This window comes from Dyadobacter frigoris, assembly GCF_005280585.1.
Taxonomy (GTDB): Bacteria; Bacteroidota; Bacteroidia; order Cytophagales; family Spirosomataceae; genus Dyadobacter; species Dyadobacter frigoris.
Genome location: NZ_SZVO01000027.1, coordinates 1 through 17,578, shown reverse-complemented (window position 1 = coordinate 17,578; position 17,578 = coordinate 1). Strand labels below are relative to the sequence as shown.

15 protein-coding genes are annotated in these 17,578 nt (G+C 38.3%); 12 read left to right on the top strand and 3 right to left on the bottom strand.

The window, feature by feature from the left end; translation table 11 throughout:
- Positions 1–168: 168 nt before the first annotated feature.
- Positions 169–357, bottom strand: coding sequence for a hypothetical protein (locus tag FDK13_RS33125; RefSeq protein WP_137344315.1), 189 nt, complete (start codon positions 355–357; stop codon positions 169–171).
- A gap of 896 nt (positions 358–1,253) precedes the next feature.
- On the opposite strand from FDK13_RS33125, the gene FDK13_RS33120 reads away from it, so the two are divergent.
- From FDK13_RS33120 to FDK13_RS33070, 11 genes are all read left to right on the top strand, one after another.
- On the top strand, positions 1,254–1,793 hold the full coding sequence (locus FDK13_RS33120; RefSeq protein ID WP_137344314.1) for an RNA polymerase sigma-70 factor: 540 nt from the start codon (positions 1,254–1,256) through the stop codon (positions 1,791–1,793).
- Between the two features lie 83 nt (positions 1,794–1,876).
- Entirely contained in the window at positions 1,877–2,548 is a 672-nt protein-coding gene (locus FDK13_RS33115; protein ID WP_137344313.1) for a hypothetical protein, read from the top strand.
- A 14-nt stretch (positions 2,549–2,562) separates the two neighbouring features.
- The gene (locus tag FDK13_RS33110; protein WP_137344312.1) at positions 2,563–3,777 is read left to right on the top strand and encodes a DUF4374 domain-containing protein; all 1,215 of its coding nucleotides are present in this window, start codon (positions 2,563–2,565) and stop codon (positions 3,775–3,777) included.
- A 154-nt stretch (positions 3,778–3,931) separates the two neighbouring features.
- A complete protein-coding gene (locus FDK13_RS33105; protein ID WP_137344311.1) occupies positions 3,932–6,304 on the top strand; it encodes a TonB-dependent receptor in 2,373 nt (790 codons plus the stop codon).
- Positions 6,305–6,361: 57 nt separating this feature from the next.
- Positions 6,362–7,564, top strand: coding sequence for a DUF4374 domain-containing protein (locus FDK13_RS33100; RefSeq protein WP_137344310.1), 1,203 nt, complete (start codon positions 6,362–6,364; stop codon positions 7,562–7,564).
- Positions 7,565–7,626: 62 nt separating this feature from the next.
- Positions 7,627–8,802, top strand: coding sequence for a PepSY-associated TM helix domain-containing protein (locus tag FDK13_RS33095; RefSeq protein WP_220417496.1), 1,176 nt, complete (start codon positions 7,627–7,629; stop codon positions 8,800–8,802).
- Positions 8,803–8,922: 120 nt separating this feature from the next.
- On the top strand, positions 8,923–9,198 hold the full coding sequence (locus tag FDK13_RS33090) for a transcriptional repressor (protein ID WP_137344309.1): 276 nt from the start codon (positions 8,923–8,925) through the stop codon (positions 9,196–9,198).
- Between the two features lie 31 nt (positions 9,199–9,229).
- Entirely contained in the window at positions 9,230–11,695 is a 2,466-nt protein-coding gene (locus FDK13_RS33085; protein WP_137344308.1) for an outer membrane beta-barrel family protein, read from the top strand.
- Positions 11,696–11,842: 147 nt separating this feature from the next.
- Complete coding sequence (locus tag FDK13_RS33080; RefSeq protein ID WP_137344307.1) at positions 11,843–12,130, top strand: HU family DNA-binding protein; 288 nt, start codon at positions 11,843–11,845, stop codon at positions 12,128–12,130.
- A 304-nt stretch (positions 12,131–12,434) separates the two neighbouring features.
- On the top strand, positions 12,435–13,118 hold the full coding sequence (locus tag FDK13_RS33075; RefSeq protein ID WP_137344306.1) for a lipid-binding SYLF domain-containing protein: 684 nt from the start codon (positions 12,435–12,437) through the stop codon (positions 13,116–13,118).
- Positions 13,119–13,132: 14 nt separating this feature from the next.
- A complete protein-coding gene (locus tag FDK13_RS33070) occupies positions 13,133–13,336 on the top strand; it encodes a KTSC domain-containing protein (protein ID WP_137344305.1) in 204 nt (67 codons plus the stop codon).
- A 5-nt stretch (positions 13,337–13,341) separates the two neighbouring features.
- Here the strand turns inward: FDK13_RS33070 and FDK13_RS33065 are convergent, their stop codons facing one another.
- Together FDK13_RS33065 and FDK13_RS33060 are read right to left on the bottom strand one after the other, a co-directional pair.
- A complete protein-coding gene (locus FDK13_RS33065; protein ID WP_137344304.1) occupies positions 13,342–14,067 on the bottom strand; it encodes a LytR/AlgR family response regulator transcription factor in 726 nt (241 codons plus the stop codon).
- 18 nt (positions 14,068–14,085) lie between these two features.
- Positions 14,086–15,252 carry a sensor histidine kinase gene (locus tag FDK13_RS33060; protein ID WP_229216323.1) on the bottom strand — a complete coding sequence of 389 codons (1,167 nt, stop codon included), beginning with the start codon at positions 15,250–15,252 and terminating at the stop codon, positions 14,086–14,088.
- A gap of 269 nt (positions 15,253–15,521) precedes the next feature.
- Between FDK13_RS33060 and FDK13_RS33055 the strand changes: the two genes are divergently transcribed.
- Complete coding sequence (locus FDK13_RS33055) at positions 15,522–17,315, top strand: outer membrane beta-barrel protein (RefSeq protein ID WP_137344303.1); 1,794 nt, start codon at positions 15,522–15,524, stop codon at positions 17,313–17,315.
- Positions 17,316–17,578: the final 263 nt, after the last annotated feature.

The window sequence follows — 17,578 nt, the reverse complement described above, 5'->3', positions numbered from 1 at the left end:
CTAAGGATTAGGGATTTACTATTATAAATAATGATCATAGCAAATCTACTGTATTTGATATTTCTCAAATTTCAGTATTCCCTAACAAAGAACTCAATAGCGCATGAAGCAAAAAAATCTGGTACCTGCTTAACAGATACCAGATTTATATAAAAGTGAGATTTTTGACTAAGCCAGTTCGCAACTGTTTTCGCTAAAAAATTTCACTTCCCCGGTGGTCACATTTCTGCATTTTACCTTACCCGTAAATTTTGTCGTTGCTCCTTTTTTGATATTCTCATGTTCCAGAATCATCCAGGTATCCGGATGATTCTTCACTTTAACTTTTACCCGGTCATTATATTTTTGTACTGCCATTTCAAATCTTAATTTTTCAGAACGGTAAAGATAGCTAATGTTTTACCGATTGTCTTTATTTCTAACCCTCCACAAGACAGCCGGGGAAAATTCCTCCGACGCGTACAAAGTCACCATCCGGATTCTAAATTAATAATGTCATCATTTCCCAGTATTGGTAATTTATTTTGTGAAGTTTACCAAGTATTTGTTCGGATAAGAAAACGGATTCTGGCCATAACAAATAACTTCTTAACACTATTACTATAAACAGTATCCCTGAAAAGGGCAGGAATTCGGAATTGCGGAGGAATAGCTCGTTAGGGCTTCCTGTTTATAGATAATAAATTCAAAATCATGTTTCGTGGCTCCTTCGGAGCTTCCTGAGACTAGCAGGAAACTCCGATGGAGTTAGGAAATATATAATTCCATCGCTTTGCTATAAACAGGATGCCCTGTGAAAAGGGCAGGAATTCGGAATTGCCGAGGAATAGCTCGTTAGAGCTTCCTGTTTATAGATAATAAATTCAAAATCATGTTTCGTGGTTCCTTCGGAGACTAGCAGGAAACTCCGATGGAGTTAGGAAATAATAATTCCATCGCTTTGCTATAAACAGGATGCCCTGAAAAGGGCAGGAATTCGGAATTGCCGAGGAATAGCTCGTTAGAGCTTCCTGTTTATAGATAATAAATTCAAAATCATGTTTCGTGGCTCCTTCGGAGCTTCCTGTTTTAATGCAAACACTTATTGATTAATATTATTTTTTGAAACCAACTATTCCTTACCCCTTAAAAAGTTTTTAGTCAACCTCAAAAATTATCACCATGTTTTCAAATTATTTTCAAATTATTTGGACTAGATATAAATAAGAATATATATTTGCAAACAGATTGTCTTGTAAGACATCCGATTTCTTATGCATATCGATCAGCCAGAAAAAATCTCATTCAGAATTGACGAAGATTCCTTTAAGGAAATCTACAATTTATATTGGGAGAAAGTCTTTTCAGTTTGTTATGCCAATCTGGGAGAAACAGAGCCCGCCAAAGGAATGGTCCAGGAAATATTCAAGTCGCTTTGGGAAAGAAAAGATGAACTTGAAATTAATCAATCCGTAGAGAGATATCTTGTTCGTTCGGCCAAATTCAAGGTCTTCGAATATATCAGAAACAAAAAAATTCGTGAACAGCATCACGAAAATATTGTTAAAAGCCAGGTTGCTTCACTAAATTATACAGAAAATGAAGTTATGGTAAGCAGCCTAAAAGAAAGGATCACTTCGTTAATAGAAACTTTACCATCTCAATGCCGTAAAGTTTTCAAAATGAGCAGGGAACAAGGACTTTCCAATAAAGAAATCGCTGTGGATCTTTTAATTTCGGAAAGAGCTGTGGAGTATCATATTTCCAAAGCAATAACTTCTCTCAAATCCCATCTTTCAGAATATTCCTGCTGATTTTATTAATTGACGGCTTCGTAAAACCGTCAGATATGCTACTTTTACTAAAAAGTACTTCTGTATTCTAAAAAGAGGCTTTCATGAAGGTTAGTAAAGAGCTTATCGAAAAATACCATAAGGGAGAATGTACTCCCGAAGAATCTGCTATGGTGGAAAATTGGTTGCTCGACGACGATACTGAGATAGAAATTATTCTACCAGAAAACCTTCACAAAGAAAATGTAAAAGCCGAAATGTGGCAAAACATTTCTTCTTCATTACCCACTTCAAAAGAAGAAAAGAAATTTAAATTCATTAGCCTTTCAGGATTTAATAGTATTGGTTTAGTGGCTGCCGCCAGTGTTTTGCTTTTAATTGCTCTTTCATTTTTAATACTGAGAATACCCAAAAAGGAATCCATAACCACCTCTGTGAATACTTCCTTATCAGAAAATCAGGAGATTGATTCCAAAGATTACACCATCTCTTTGGGACCCGAAAGTAACGCGCGTATTGATGCAAACACCGGTTTAATTGATTTCTGCGGGACTATATTAATCAGCCCTAAAAAAGACATCGACCTCTCTTTCAAAGATATATGTACAAATACCAAGAGAAATACCGGTAAAATGAATTTTAAAAAAGGAGAAACTTACATCGCACTTAATTACAGAAACAAGAAAGATAACGAGTTGATTGTAATGGATGAAAAACTGCTGATGGGTTTGCCGCCAATTGTAAAAAGGCAGATTATGGATCAGTTTAATATTTGAAATCTTTCCCGGTAATGATGCGTGCCCAAGTCAACCTGACTACTTTAAAAATTCTCTTTGTTATTGGTATTGGCTTTATAACCGGCTGTTCAGAAAAACAGAGTCTGGAACGTAAAAAGTATAGTATTTATACGATGGCCAAAGATTATAAGGAATACATCATCCAGGCGGACGACTTGTCTTCCGGAGAAATCGATCCAATAAAAAATGGCGCCAGAACGTACCCAAAGCAAATCTGGTTTGATCTTATTGTCAGGGACGGATTTTATTACCGGATTGAAAGAAAAACGCATTATTTCTTAAAGTATACGATTGAAAATAATCGGTACGTTCCAGTTGATTCTGTCGAAATTTCACCGTTGATTTATCTGGATAATTATAACTGGGTTCATCCGGATACTGTATTGTTAATATCCTACGACCGGAAAATTTCAAAGCTAAGTTATGCCAGAGTGAATGTCAAAACCATGAAAGCTAACATTGGAGTTATGCCGGTTGCGCTGCCAAAAGCTCCATTTAATTCTATGTCTGTCGGTTTTTCTGAACTCACAAATAAACAATTGCTGATTGGATATAGCTATCATGAAATAACCTCTCAGAATTTCACAACAACAGATACTGCCTATGTTGACATATTAAGTTATCCGGAACTTAAATGGCAAAAAACTTTAAAAGATACCAGATCCACCTATCCGGGAGGGGCCAATACTGCTCAGCCTAATACATTTAAAGATGAAGGTGGAGACTTTTATTTCCTGACCTGCCCGGGAATTGCCTTTGGAAATCATCCTGATAAGCCAACAGCATTGTACAGGATCAGGAAGGATCAGGATTCCATAGATAGCACTTTCTTCTGGAACATTTCTGAATCCATTAAAAATCATGCTTATGGCCTATGGAATATTGGTGACGGAAAAGCCATTCTGCGTAGCGAAAGAAGAGATCTTTTCACAGGAGTTGAAGATCATTATAAAGTCCCGCACATAGAATTTTATGTACTTGATCTGAAACAAAAAACGGCTAAAAAACTTGATCTTCCTCTTGATAAAGGCACTTCACGTCAATGCGTTCTTGTCGAGAATGGTATCGTTTATCTTTCCATCAACTCCGATACGGGAGGAAATTACATCTGGATATATAATCCCAAAACCGAAAGCCTGACAAAAGGTTTAAAACTGAATGGAGCAATCGATTATATACTTCGCATTGAAAAACTTTTTGAAGATTAGCGGCCAAACGTATTAGAAAACTGCACTTCGAAAAAAAAACTTATCTTTTTTTAATTTCCAACTTCGGTAAACATCCGATTATGCTACTACTGCTTGAAAAGGTCAAACTATGAATTAGTCTGATTCTTAATAACCAGTATTTATAGCTAATCCGATGCAGCCAGGTAAGTTTCTACTCTCCATTTTTCTTATTAGTTTACTCTTTTTGGGCGTTGCAGCTCATGCGCAAACGCCGATAATAATTTCCGGTACCGTTCAGGATGAAGACGGTTCGACACTTCCCGGTGTGAGTGTTACTTTGAAGGGAACTTCGACAGGCACGCAAACAGATTCGGAAGGATTTTACAAATTAAATATCTCCAAACCAGGAAATTACACACTGACTATTTCGTCTGTCGGCCATGTTACCCAGTCAAAAGCAGTGACGCTAAAAAGCGGTCAGCACCTTAAATCGGGTTTTACATTAAAAAGTGACACAAAAAATATTGACGAAGTAACCGTTCATGGAAAAACGGAAACCCAGGAAGTCCGGGAACAGGCTTTTACTGTTAACGCCATCGAAACCAAAAGATTTGCCAATACTACTTCCGATTTAAATCAGGTATTAAACAAAACTGCCGGAATTCGTGTCCGTGAAGAGGGCGGAGTTGGTTCGGATTTTAATTTCTCAATTAACGGGCTTTCCGGAAAGGCGGTGAAATTTTTTCTTGACGGCGTTCCGCTGGAATTGATGGGAAGCACCATGTCGCTAAACAACATTCCTGTTAACCTTGCCGAAAGAATGGAAGTTTATAAAGGTGTTGTCCCGGTAAGCCTTGGTTCTGATGCTTTGGGTGGTGCTGTGAATATTATTACCAACCAAAATATTAATAATTATCTGGATGCAAGTTACAGTATTGGCTCATTCAACACCCACCGATTGGCTTTGAACGGACAATATAGTACTGCAAAAGGTCTGATTGTTAAAGCAAGCGCATTCGCGAATTATTCGGATAACAACTATATCATGCGTGGTATGGAAATCTGGGATGAAGCGCAGTATAAATATGTAAACAAAGATTTCAGAAGATTCCATGACCAATATAAATCGGCTATGGGCCAGCTTGAACTGGGAGTAATTAATAAAAAATGGGCTGATGTCTTTTTTCTTGGATTCTCTTATTCCGGCACAGATCAGGATATTCAAACAGGTACACGCCAGGATGTGGTTTATGGTGCTGTTACAAAAAACGGACACGCCTATAATGGATCTCTTCGCTATAAAAAAGACAATCTTTTTATTAAAGGACTTAACGCCAATGTCTTCGCTTCAAGATCCGTTGACAATTATGTCGTAACAGATACTTCGAGTTATAAATATTATTGGGACGGTTCACGAGTAAAAACGAGTCTTGCAGAGATTAGCGGAACGAAAACAATCACTAATATTAACCGTCCAAGAACGTTTGCGCGGGCAAATGTTGGCTATCAATTATCACCGGTACATTCTTTCAATATAAATTATACCTACGATCATCTTAAGAATGAAACTTATGATGAGCTTCTGAGCGATCGTGCGGATATACCGGGAATTTTGTCCAAAAATATCATTGGCGCAGCTTATCAGCAGAATTTGTTGAAGGACCGTTTAACAAATACACTTTTTGGTAAATTTTATGGATTGAGCGTTCAACAGTCAAGATACGTTTCGGCATCGGGCGAATATGCAAAAGCCAACGATTCACAAACGTATCAGGGTTATGGAATTGCTTCGCGGTTCAAAATCCTTCCTGATCTTGGTGTAAAAGCTTCTTTTGAAAAAGCATACCGTTTACAGGAAGTTGGCGAAATGTTCGGCAATGGTTATACGGTTATCGCCAATCTTGACCTTAAACCAGAATCCAGCAAAAACGTAAATATTGGTGCTTTTTATGGCTTTACGATGAACAAGCACAAATTGTTCATTGAAGGTTCCTGGTTTTACCGTAATGCAAACGACTTTATCTATGCAGTCGTTTACAAATCAAATTCCAGCGTAAGCCGATACGAAAATACTTCAAAAGTAAAAGTAAACGGGCTGGAAGGTGATATCAAATACAACTATGGTGACCTTTTGTATTTCAATACAAACATCAGCTACCAGAATGCAATCAACAATACCAAATACTCCGTTGGAACAACCAGCGGCATTCCGGAAGCTACTTATTTGAATAAAATTCCAAATCAGCCATGGCTTTTTGGCAACGCAGATTTGAGCATCGGTAGAAATAATATCCTTGGAAAAGCTTCGAGAATGCAGTTCAATCTGAGCACGCAGTATGTGCACTGGTTTTATCTTACCTGGGAAGCTTACGGCAGCAAAGCCAGCAAAAGTACAATTCCGGACCAATACGTACACAATGCCTCAATCTCAAATTCATGGAACAACGGTCGTTACAATCTCTCTCTGGAATGCCGCAATTTCACCAACAATCTGGCTTTTGACAATTTCCGTTTACAGAAACCAGGTCGCGCATTCTCTGTGAAGATGCGTTATTTCCTAAGATAATCTCATTGCATTTTCACTTTAATATCCAATAACTATCTATTAATATCACTAACCATCATGTTTAAAAAATTTAAGCTTTATCCGTTTTTAATAGCACTCGCGCTGATTCCATTTCTGAACTCGTGCAGCAGCGACGATGATGACGATACACCAACGGCAGTTGAAACCCAGGAAAAATATACTGTGTGGCTGCAAATCGGTAGCTGGCCAAATACAACGCAGTATGTTTTGGCAACAAATTCATTGACAGAAGGGTCAATTGACCTTACCGGCCATGGTGCAGAAGTAACGGGAAAATCTGCTTACGGAATTATTACAAAGGGTGGATTTTACTATTATTACAACACAACCACCGGCCGTTTTTCGAAATTTAAATACGAAAAAGAACTTTACAGTACTGTTTTGGAAGTTCCTTATACGCATTTGGCTGACGTTTCAGGATTTACCTGGATCAACGAAACAACATTATTTGTTGTAGGAACAAACGGTGACCAGAACAAAATGCAGTATTCGGTGATTGATACCGAAACGTTGAAAATGACAAACGGAGTACTGGATGCTCCTGCAATTCCTACCGGATTTAGTTACTACAACCTTGGAAATATTGAATATACAAACGGAAAAGTTTTTGTTCAGTTTGGATATAGCAGCGACTGGCCTAATCCATGGCAAAACAAAGCATACATCGGGGTTGTAGATTACACCACTTTGAAATATGACAAAACGTTATCAAGCACAACATCAGCAGGACCGGGTACAAACAAACTTTGGTTGTCTTCTTCATTTGTTGATGAAAGCGGTAATACCTATTTCGCTACGAATGTTGAAAACAGCAATTTGTCGGTTAAGCAATCTGCTATTTATCGTATCAAAAAAGGAACCACGGAACTGGATGCCAGCTATAACGTAAATCAGGCAACATTAGGATATCAGGGCGTTGGTTTATGGTATATCGGAGACACAAAAGCAATTTATAAATACATTGATCCTGCCATTACAGGTTCAACGCATATTTATGCTTTTGCAGTAATGGATCTTGAAACTGGAAAAATCATCAGAAAACTTTCTGAAATCCCTAATGACGGAGATGCTTACATTCAAAATATCATCGTGGAAGACGGTAAAGTTTACATGATCACAAACGCAGAAACAGGTAAAGACTATGTCTACATCTATGACATCGCCGCTCAAACCGTAAAAACCGGCATGGAAATGATCGGCGGTTACGACTGGGTTCTTCGTCTTGACAAAATGAAATAAGCTTTAAAAAACTGAATTTAAACTGTCCGGAAATTCCGGACAGTTTACAATATCCTGCTCAAATGATAAGATTTAAAAAGATAAACGCCTGGCTTCATTTATGGCTTGGCCTGATTTCCGGAATTATTGTTTTTATCGTCGCACTGACCGGTTGTATACTGGTTTTTGAGCAGGAATTTAAATCTTTGACCCAGGATTGGCTTCAAGTAGAAAGACCGAAAAACGCTGAATACTTGCTTCCATCCGTTATTAAAAGTAAAGTTTCTACCCACTTTCCGGGCAAGGAAATCAGTGGAATCTGGTATTATGGTCATAAAAGAACGGCCAGCATCAGCATGAATTCTGATTCAACTGTTTATGTCAATCCTTACACCGCCGATGTCGTAGCGATTGTGAACGAAGAAGATTTTTTCCACTTCATTCTTGAAGGACATACATCACTTTGGATCGAAGCAAAAATTGGCAAAACCAAAATTGGCCAAATTATCGTTTCTTACGCCACATTGATATTTTTCGTTTTACTTATTTCCGGTTTGATTTTATGGTGGCCAAAAAAATGGAATAAATCAACCCGCGACAAAAGTTTTAAAATTAAATGGAGAGCCAAGTTCAAGCGCGTTAATTATGACCTTCATAATGTGCTTGGATTTTATTCACTACTTGTTGCTTTAATAATCACCATGACAGGATTGGTGATGAGTTTCGCATGGTTTTCCCAAGGCGTATACTGGCTAAGTTCAGGCGGAAAATCTCCGGCCCCTTATGTCAATTCTCTTTCCGACACAACCAAAATAGCGGGTGACGTCATGTTGAAAAATGTAGATCTTGCTTTCAAAAAAGGAATCACAGAAATTGGCACTTACAATAAAGACGCGATAATCGTTTCCTTCCCGGACGAACCTTCCGAACCGATTGAGCTTTGCACGGACATGTACAACGGCTCATGGAGATACGTTTATCTCGACCAATACACATTCAAACAACTACCTTCTACACAGGTCCATATCGATAATCTGAAGCTGGCAGACTGGCTTAGAAGAACGAATTACGCAATACATGTAGGCGCGATAGGAAATAATTCCGACCAAAATTTTGTACTTCCTGGTAAGTCTCATTTGTGCCACGCTCCCCTTAACAGGAGCTTACGTATGGTGGGGAAAAAGCAGGTTTGCCAAACCAAAAAAGGTGAAGAAAATAAAATCTTCTTCACTCCAAACAGAAGTTTGATTTCTACCTAAACTTTAAAATGAATGCTTAATGCCCTCTTCGATCATTTTGACCGGGATGGTATTTCATTGCCTTTCTCAAAAAACAATTTATAAATCTTACCTATTCTTCATTAACAGCCAAGCCTTTTTATGAGCATTGAAGAACAAATCTTACTCTATTTTGATGAAAATAACTTACGGAGGTCCAGCAAGAAAATTCTGGTAGCGAAATATCTGACGGCCTATCAAACCGAAGTTGCCGCCGAAACGCTTTGGATCATGATACGGCAGAAACGAATGAATATCAGCATTGCTTCCGTATACCAGGCGCTCAAGTGGCTGGTTGACCTCGGATATGCCACCAAAATTTTGAAAGGAAGGAAAACTTTGTATCAAATAAAGGAAACAACTCCCCTGTCAAATTAAAAATCGATACATTAACCACTCACCTTCAATCATGCATTTCATCAACAAACCCCTCACCACCCTGATTTTAAGTTGTTGCCTAGTATTATCTTTTTCAAGTTTTTCACAACAAATTTTAATCGGAACTGTAAAAGGAAAATTGCTTGAAACGAGTCAAAAACCAATAGAATTCGCGACCGTAGCTTTGTATAAAGCTGCTGATTCAACAATAGTAAAAGGGACAATTACGGATTCATCAGGTTTATATTTATTTGAAAAAACGGCCGAAGGAAATTATTATATCCAGGCAAGTTTCCTTGGCTATAAAACTTTTACCAGCAAATACTTTTCAATAAACAGATCAAAACATGAAATCAATCTGGAAAATGCCATTCTGGAAGCCGATGACAAAACCTTAAAAGCCGTTATCATTACAGCGAAAAAACCACTTGTTGAACAGCAGATAGACCGCACCGTTCTCAACATAGAAAACAGCATACTTTCCGAGGGTAACACCGCACTCGAATTGCTTGAAAAAGCGCCGGGAATTACCGTAGATGATGATGGAAATATTTCCATGAAAGGAAAACCAGGCGTAAGCGTCATGTTAAATGGCAAACTGACATATCTTTCCCAGAAGGAATTGACGACTTTATTGCGCGGAACTTCTTCCGGCTCGGTTTCAAAAATTGAACTGATTACCAATCCTTCGGCTAAATATGATGCGGCGGGAAATTCGGGAATTATTAATATTGTTTTGAAAAAAAATGAGAAAGTCGGTATTAACGGAAATGTTTATGTGAACGGGGCAAGAAGTCGTGCAAACCGTTATGGCGGAGGCGCCAGCTTAAATTATCGTAGTGGTAAATTCAATATTTACGGAAGTTATGACCATGCTTATCGTGGCGAAATTGAATATCTGAGTTTCACCCGACGGTTTTATGACGGAAATGTTGGTGGAAAACCCGACAGAATTTCTTACCAGAACTCCGAAACCAACGAACCTTTACATACCAATAACTACAAAATCGGAGTAGATATTTTTCCGGATGCCAAAAATACTTTCGGTGTGCTGGTCAATGGTAATTTCGGGAAATATGCCAATGATAATAATACGACCAACCTGTTGGTTTCTTCCACAGGTGAAACATTAAGCAATCCGCTGACCCATAACGACAATCTGGATCGCTGGAAAAGTAACGCCTACAATTTCAACTATACATACAAACTCAATCAAAGCGGCCGCGAGCTTTCTGTGGATCTGGATTATTCGCAAAACGATAATCGATCTAACCAAAATATGGATACCAGGTATCTGAGCGCGGAAAATTCGACTGTCGAAGCGCGGTCTGTACGCCGCGGTTATGTTCCCTCCCTGACCAATGTTTATGTTGGTAAAATTGACTATACGCATCCGTTTGGTGAAAAAGCAAAATTGGAAACAGGGTGGAAAAGCAGTAATGTTTCGGTCGATAACAACCTGAAATATGACACGCTGCGTAATGAGCAATGGATTCCGGATCCTTCCTGGAGCAATCATTTTACTTACAAGGAGACGATCCATGCGGGTTATATCAATTTCAGTAAACAATTTGGCTCTGTTAGCGTTCAGGCCGGTTTAAGAGGTGAAAACACGCAGACAGCCGGTCACCAGGTTACGACTGACTCGTTGGTAAAAAGACAATATTTCCAGCTTTTTCCAAGTCTGTTTGTTTCTAAAACTTTCGGGCCAAATCATAGGGGACAGTTCTCATACAGCCGCAGAATTCAGCGGCCGGATTATGATGACATGAATCCCTTCCGCTTCTTCCGTGACCCGTTTTTATATTATGAAGGTAATCCGTTTTTAAAGCCAGAACTTACGCATTCTGTTGAATTGAGCCACACTTTCAAAGGGAAATTTATTACAGCCATTAATTACAGTTATACTTCCGATGTAATGAACTGGATGATGGGACAGGTCGATTCTTTAAACACGACCTACCAAAGCCCCCAAAATCTGAAAAGTTTTATCAATTATGGTATCAGTTTTACAGCTTCACTGCAACCTGCAAGCTGGTGGATAAGCAACAGTTTTGCTAATTTTTTAAGAAATGACTACAAAGGTGATCAGAAAGGCGGGAAGCTTGATAACGGAATATGGAGCTTCTCCATCAACAGCCAAAATACATTTCAACTTGGAAAAGGCTTTTCAGCCGAGTTGAGTGGATTTTATAATTCAAGATCTGTCTATGGAGTTTTTGTTTCAAAAGGTTTTTATGTCATTTCCGCAGGCGCCCAAAAACAAGTTCTGGATAAAAAGGGAACGATAAAATTGATGGTGAACGACATTTTCCAAACACGGCAGCGACGAAATACGGCAAAATATGAAAATCTGGATATGGATGGACACATTCGTTTTGACAGCCGTATGGCCACTGTTTCATTCTCCTATCGTTTTGGAAAAGATATCACGCCCATTCGTAAACGAAGTCCAGGAAGTGAAGATATCCAAAACCGTGTAAAAGGCGGGAATTAAATCAGGATTCATTTCATAAAATGAAATTTTGATTAAAATCGAATATGCTTGATTAAAAATTCCAGTTGCTTATTAAGATTAAAGTGCTCTATTTCAAGGCAAAATTGTAGCTTTGTAAAAATAACGGACCCTTTAAAAAATTAGCAAATGACAAAAGCAGAAACCGTTTCCAAACTTGTGGAAATGACCGGAATACAAAAAGAGGAAACTGAACAAATCCTGGAAGCTTTTTTCTCAACGGTTAAAGACTCGATGAGTGAAGGCGAAAATATTTATATCCGCGGTTTCGGTAGTTTTATTGTCAAAAAAAGAGCTGCAAAAATCGCCAGAAACATTTCTTTAAAATCCTCAGTGATGGTACCGGCAAGCTTTATTCCTTTTTTCAAGCCTTCTCCGGATTTTACAAATCAGGTAAAAGAAGGACAGCCAAAATAAGTTTGCAGTCACAATGAACATTCAAAATGCCAAAGCCCCGCTAACCGTTGCGGGGCTTTCTTTGTGCCTAAAATTCATTTTCCAAATCGGACTTCATTCGGGTGGAAAATAATATCCTAAACCAAAATACCGTAGGCATGATCTACATTGTAGCCCCAGGTTTCAACCTGGGGGAATCGGGGATATGGAATCGAAATTTTTTCATCCATCACATTTCAAAAATACCTCCGGCACGATAGTTTAAGCATTTAAACGTATTGTGAAACAATTTTCGCAACGCATTTAAAAATATGACAAACTAACCATGCTTATTAAAAAATTAAGTTTTCAGATATTCCATGTCGCGATGCTTTTCAATATTGCATCCTTTACACCTGCTATTGCACAGGATAAAGAAGAAGATAAAATTAAAGCGGCAACATCCGTATTAAATGATTTCAGTCAGATGAAAGAAAACATACCGGCACAGTTGCTGTCTATTTCTCAGGGAATCATCATTGTACCAAAAATGATTAATGCCGGACTAATGGTCGGTGCGAAACATGGCAAAGGCATTGCGATGGTGAAGGGAACAAACGGTCAATGGAGCGATCCTATTTTCATAACCATTACAGGAGGAAGCGTTGGCGCACAAATTGGCGTGCAGGCGACCGATTTAATTCTGGTTTTTAAAAACAGCAAAACACTGACAGAAATTGGAAAAGGCAGTTTCACACTTGGAGGTGATTTATCAGTAGCTGCCGGACCCGTTGGCAGAAGTTCATCGGCGCAAACAGATTACAAACTGGAAGCCGAAGTGTATTCTTATTCCCGTAGTAAAGGTCTCTTTGCGGGAATCACACTTAATGGAGCCGCTTTATCTGTGGATAGCAAAGCGAATAACGAGTTTTACGATGATTCATCGGACGCGAATACCATTTTAACTTCGTCGCATACAAGCTCAAACCTGGTCGCGGATTTGAAAAATAAGCTTGAAAATTTCAAATAAAATCGTTTGTCAAAATGCCATCATCCGTTGTAGCCAAGATGATTTATGATGATGAAACGGAAACATTAAGAATCATTTATGTTTCCGGGATGGTTTACGACTATAAAAAAGTCCCTTTGGAAGTCTATGGAGCTATGAAAGCTTCGGATTCCAAAGGGACTTTTTTGAATCAGCATGTTAAAACAAAATATGAATTTGAGAAAGTTGAGTTAAAGTAGAAATCTTATTTCACCCACAAATTCTTACTTACAATCTGTTTCAAGACCTGCTCCCGATGATTTCTGCTCACAGGAATTCGGTGTGACTGGATAAAAATCTCGTTTCCTTCAATACCTTCTACCCTGTTAACAGAAACGATGTAAGATTTATGAACACGGATAAAAAACCTGCTATCCAGGTTCTGTTCAAGGTTTTTCATGTAGAGTAAAGTAACATACTTTCCTTTGTCAGTATAAATTGTGACATAATTCTGCATTCCTTCAATGAATAAAATGTCAGTGAGGACAATCTTTTCATATTTATTTCCGCATTTGATAAAGAAATAATCAGCGGCTGTTTCAGTAAGATTTTCGTTAATAGTATCTCTGTTAATAAGCTGATGATAATCTTTCGCTTTCGATGCTGCTTTAAAAAAACGCTCAAAAGTGATTGGTTTCAGTAAATAATCGAGAACATCCAACTGAAAACTTTCCAGTGCGAAACTTGGAAAAGCCGTTGTAATCACGACAAGCGGAGGATTTTTCACAATTTTCAAAAAATCAATTCCACTCATTTTCGGCATTTGGATATCCAGAAAAATCAGGTCTACCGAATTTTCATCCAGCATTTTAATAAGTTCAACCGGATTTTCACATGTGCCTGTCAAGTGCAGGAAATCAACTTCCCGTACATAATTGGCAATTCCTTCACGCGCCAGCGGCTCATCATCAATAATTACACAATTCAACATAATAAAGCGGTTTGAGGGTCAGGCAGCAATTTCTTCAAATTTAGGGATCGCAAGTTCAGAAAGTTTTAAAGAAAGTTTTACTTCAAAATCTGAATCGGTGTTTTGGATTTCAAGTTCGTATTGTCCCGGATATATCAGATCTAGTCTACGTTTTACATTTTTCAGCCCAATTCCTCCGTAATGAATTAAATCGTTGGTTAATTGAGGCGACGTACTGTTAAAAACCGAAAAATTCAGCTGCGTGTTATGCAGCTCCAAATTTATTCTGATCCAGTTTGTTTTACCACTATTCTTGGAAACATGTTTAAAAGCATTTTCAACAAAGATCATAAGCACAAAAGGCGCAATCCCAATATGTCCGGTATCGGCCGCATTCATCTGTAAATCAATTTGCACATTATCATTCTGCCGTAACTTTTCAAGTTCAATAAAATTTTTCATGTAATCTATTTCCTTCGTTAACGGAATCTGGATATCGTTGCATTCGTAAAGCTGGTATCTTAAAAGTTCCGAAAATTTGGCCAGAGCGTCAGAAGCCATATCCGGATTTTTATGAATAAGAAAAAAGATGGAATTGATCGTATTAAACAGAAAGTGAGGATTAAACTGATTTTTCAAAAATTTCAATTCCGTTTCCAGTTTTTCCTTTTCCAGTTCACGTTGGCGCCTTTCGGTTTGAATCCAGTTTTTCGTCAGCTTGATACTCATCGCCAGCGTCATGCTTGCCAATGTTGAAGGAAAAGAAGTTGTAGACAAAAAATACAGACAGCCACCGTCGGGACCATACATTTCAGTAAGCGTTTTTCCGGCAAAAAAAGCAGCCAGATAGTAACCCGGAACGATGAGCAACGAGGCGGTCAGAATTGTCAAAAGCAGATAGGTCACATATTCCTTAAATCTGCTTTTTTCCAGAAATTTCGGGATCAGATAATATAAATTAAAACAAATCGCGAGTACCTGGAAAACAACATAAAACAGAAATTTCACAGACATCGCCGTAAAAAGTATGCTTCCGGCAGCTTTAACAGGATTCCCAATGGCAATTACCCACCACAGATACTGATATGCACACCAGAATGGGATGTGGTAAAGTTTATATTTAAAAAACCAGTTCTGACTTGGTGTGCTTTCTATTATCATTTTGTCTGTCGGATTTCGATCGGCGGTTTTTAATATAGAATTCATATAACTTATTCAATATCAATCACAAATTCCAATTTCGAAAGTAATAATTTTCAGTCTCTTTTCTTTATTGATGCCATGAAATGCGGCTACTTATTGACAAAATGCATCGTTGGAAATGTAAACGGTTTTTATACCCGACTTTGTGAAAATTAAAAAAGGAATCATCCCAATATAGTATTTGATCAAAGAGTTACTGACAGTTGTCAATCCAATTTCTTATTCAATTGTGCTCCTGATTCATTTGTGATCGTCATAAAACGATTAACGCCATGAAATCACTGCTTTTATTTCTTATTTTCTTCGGATTGATACAAAATTCATTTGGTCAGGTAACCGGGAAATTTGTAACTGAAAAGGATCAGCCAATTCCTTTTGCGACTGTTCTACTTTTAAATCCCGTTGATTCTTCCTTGGTCAAGGGATCATTAACAAGTGAAACGGGTGAGTTTAAAATTGAAAATATTCCTGCCCGCAGCTACTTACTTCGCTTCACCGGCGTAGGATTTAAAACGTGGACTTCTCAGATTTTCGAAATTTCCAATACCGAAATGACCCTAAATTTTGCAACACTGATGATTCTGGAAGATACCAGACAATTGGGAGAAGTTGTGATTAAGGCTGAAAAACCTTTGTTCGAACAAAAAATTGAAGGCATGGTGGTTAACGTTGAAAATAGTATCCTTACTAAAGGAAGTTCTGCACTTAGTGTTTTAGAGCGTTCCCCCGGCGTAATAATTGATCACCGGAACAACAGCATTTCTTTGAATGGAAAAGATGGTGTCATGGTGATGATCAATGGAAAATTGATGCGCATGGCTTTATCGCAGGTTGTGACTTTGCTGAATGGGACGAGTGCCAATGATATTGAAAAAATAGAATTGCTGACTTCTCCGCCGTCCCGGTATGATGCCGACGGGAATGCCGGGCTGATCAATATTATTATGAAGAAAAATAAAGATCAGGGTATGAGCGGATCTGTTTCTCTGACGGGCGGATATGGCTACCGTGAGAAAGGAGTGGCTGGTTTTAATCTGAGTAAAAACACCGGAAAAATCAGCACCTATGGCTCCTACTCTTTTTCACACGACCGAACTTACAGTTATATGTTTATCCGAAGCACCCAGAATATGCCGGTTCTTGGCGGACAGCTTGATGTAATTGATTATGATACAACGAGATCCACTCATAATAATCATAACGCGACGGCCGGGCTGGACTATAAAATAAATTCCAAAGTTACTTTGGGTGGAAATATTATTTACAATGCGAGCGGCTCATCTTCCATATCGGGAACACATGCAACCTATAACGTTTTACCCGATTCACTGCTGACTTTTAATGGCCAAATAACCGGAACCAATCATTGGAAGAATTTCACCTCTTCACTTTATCTTGAAAAGGAAATGAAAGCAGGTGAAAAAGTTAATTTTGATCTTGATTATCTGCATTTCAAAAATAATAATCCTTCGCAGGTTAACAGTTCCTTCCTAAATGCAAACGGTACGAAGGCCGGTACAAATGACAGTCTATTTTCTCCCAACCAACAGGGGTTTGCAGCAACTGCCATACAGGTTGGTGTTTTGAAATCAGATTATTCTAAACAGATTTCAAAAAAAATCAAGATTGAAACCGGGCTAAAACAAACCTATTCCGAAGGGAAAAGTTTATCCGGAATTGAAAGTCTTATTGATGGAAAATGGGTTAACAGGTCTGAAACCTCGAATCAGATCAATATGAAAGAAAGCATCAGTGCAGGTTATATTTCTTTCAGCGCATTGCCCGAGCCCAGTATAAATCTAAATTTCGGAGCTCGTTTTGAATATTCACACACGCACATGGCCGATCCGAAAAAAGGTGAAAATTCGATTGACCGAAGGCTTGGAAAACTATTTCCCAGCGTTTCATTTTCCAAAAAATTCAATGTAAATAACGAATTACAGCTGTCCTATTCCAAAAGAATCAGTCGTCCTTCTTACACTGATCTGGCCTCGTATGTTTCATATAGCGACCCAACGGCAGTTTATACCGGAATACAGATATGGCGGGCCATGTTTCCACAGTAATAACCAGTTCTACTATTCAGAGGAAAATACTGGACAGTAGATTGTTAGCACGGAAGACTATTATGTCTAAGCTTTGCAGCAAAGGCCAAGTGAAATAGTGAATTTCAATTCATGCCGGAATATGGTTTTGTTGTCCCTTTAAGTTACCGACTGGGAGTTTAGAGCCCGTATAGAAAACTAGACTGTAATGGACAACGAGCAAAGTGTTTGTAACTCTAAATATTATTTCTATGAAAAAGGAATCCCGTAAAAAAGTGAAGGAC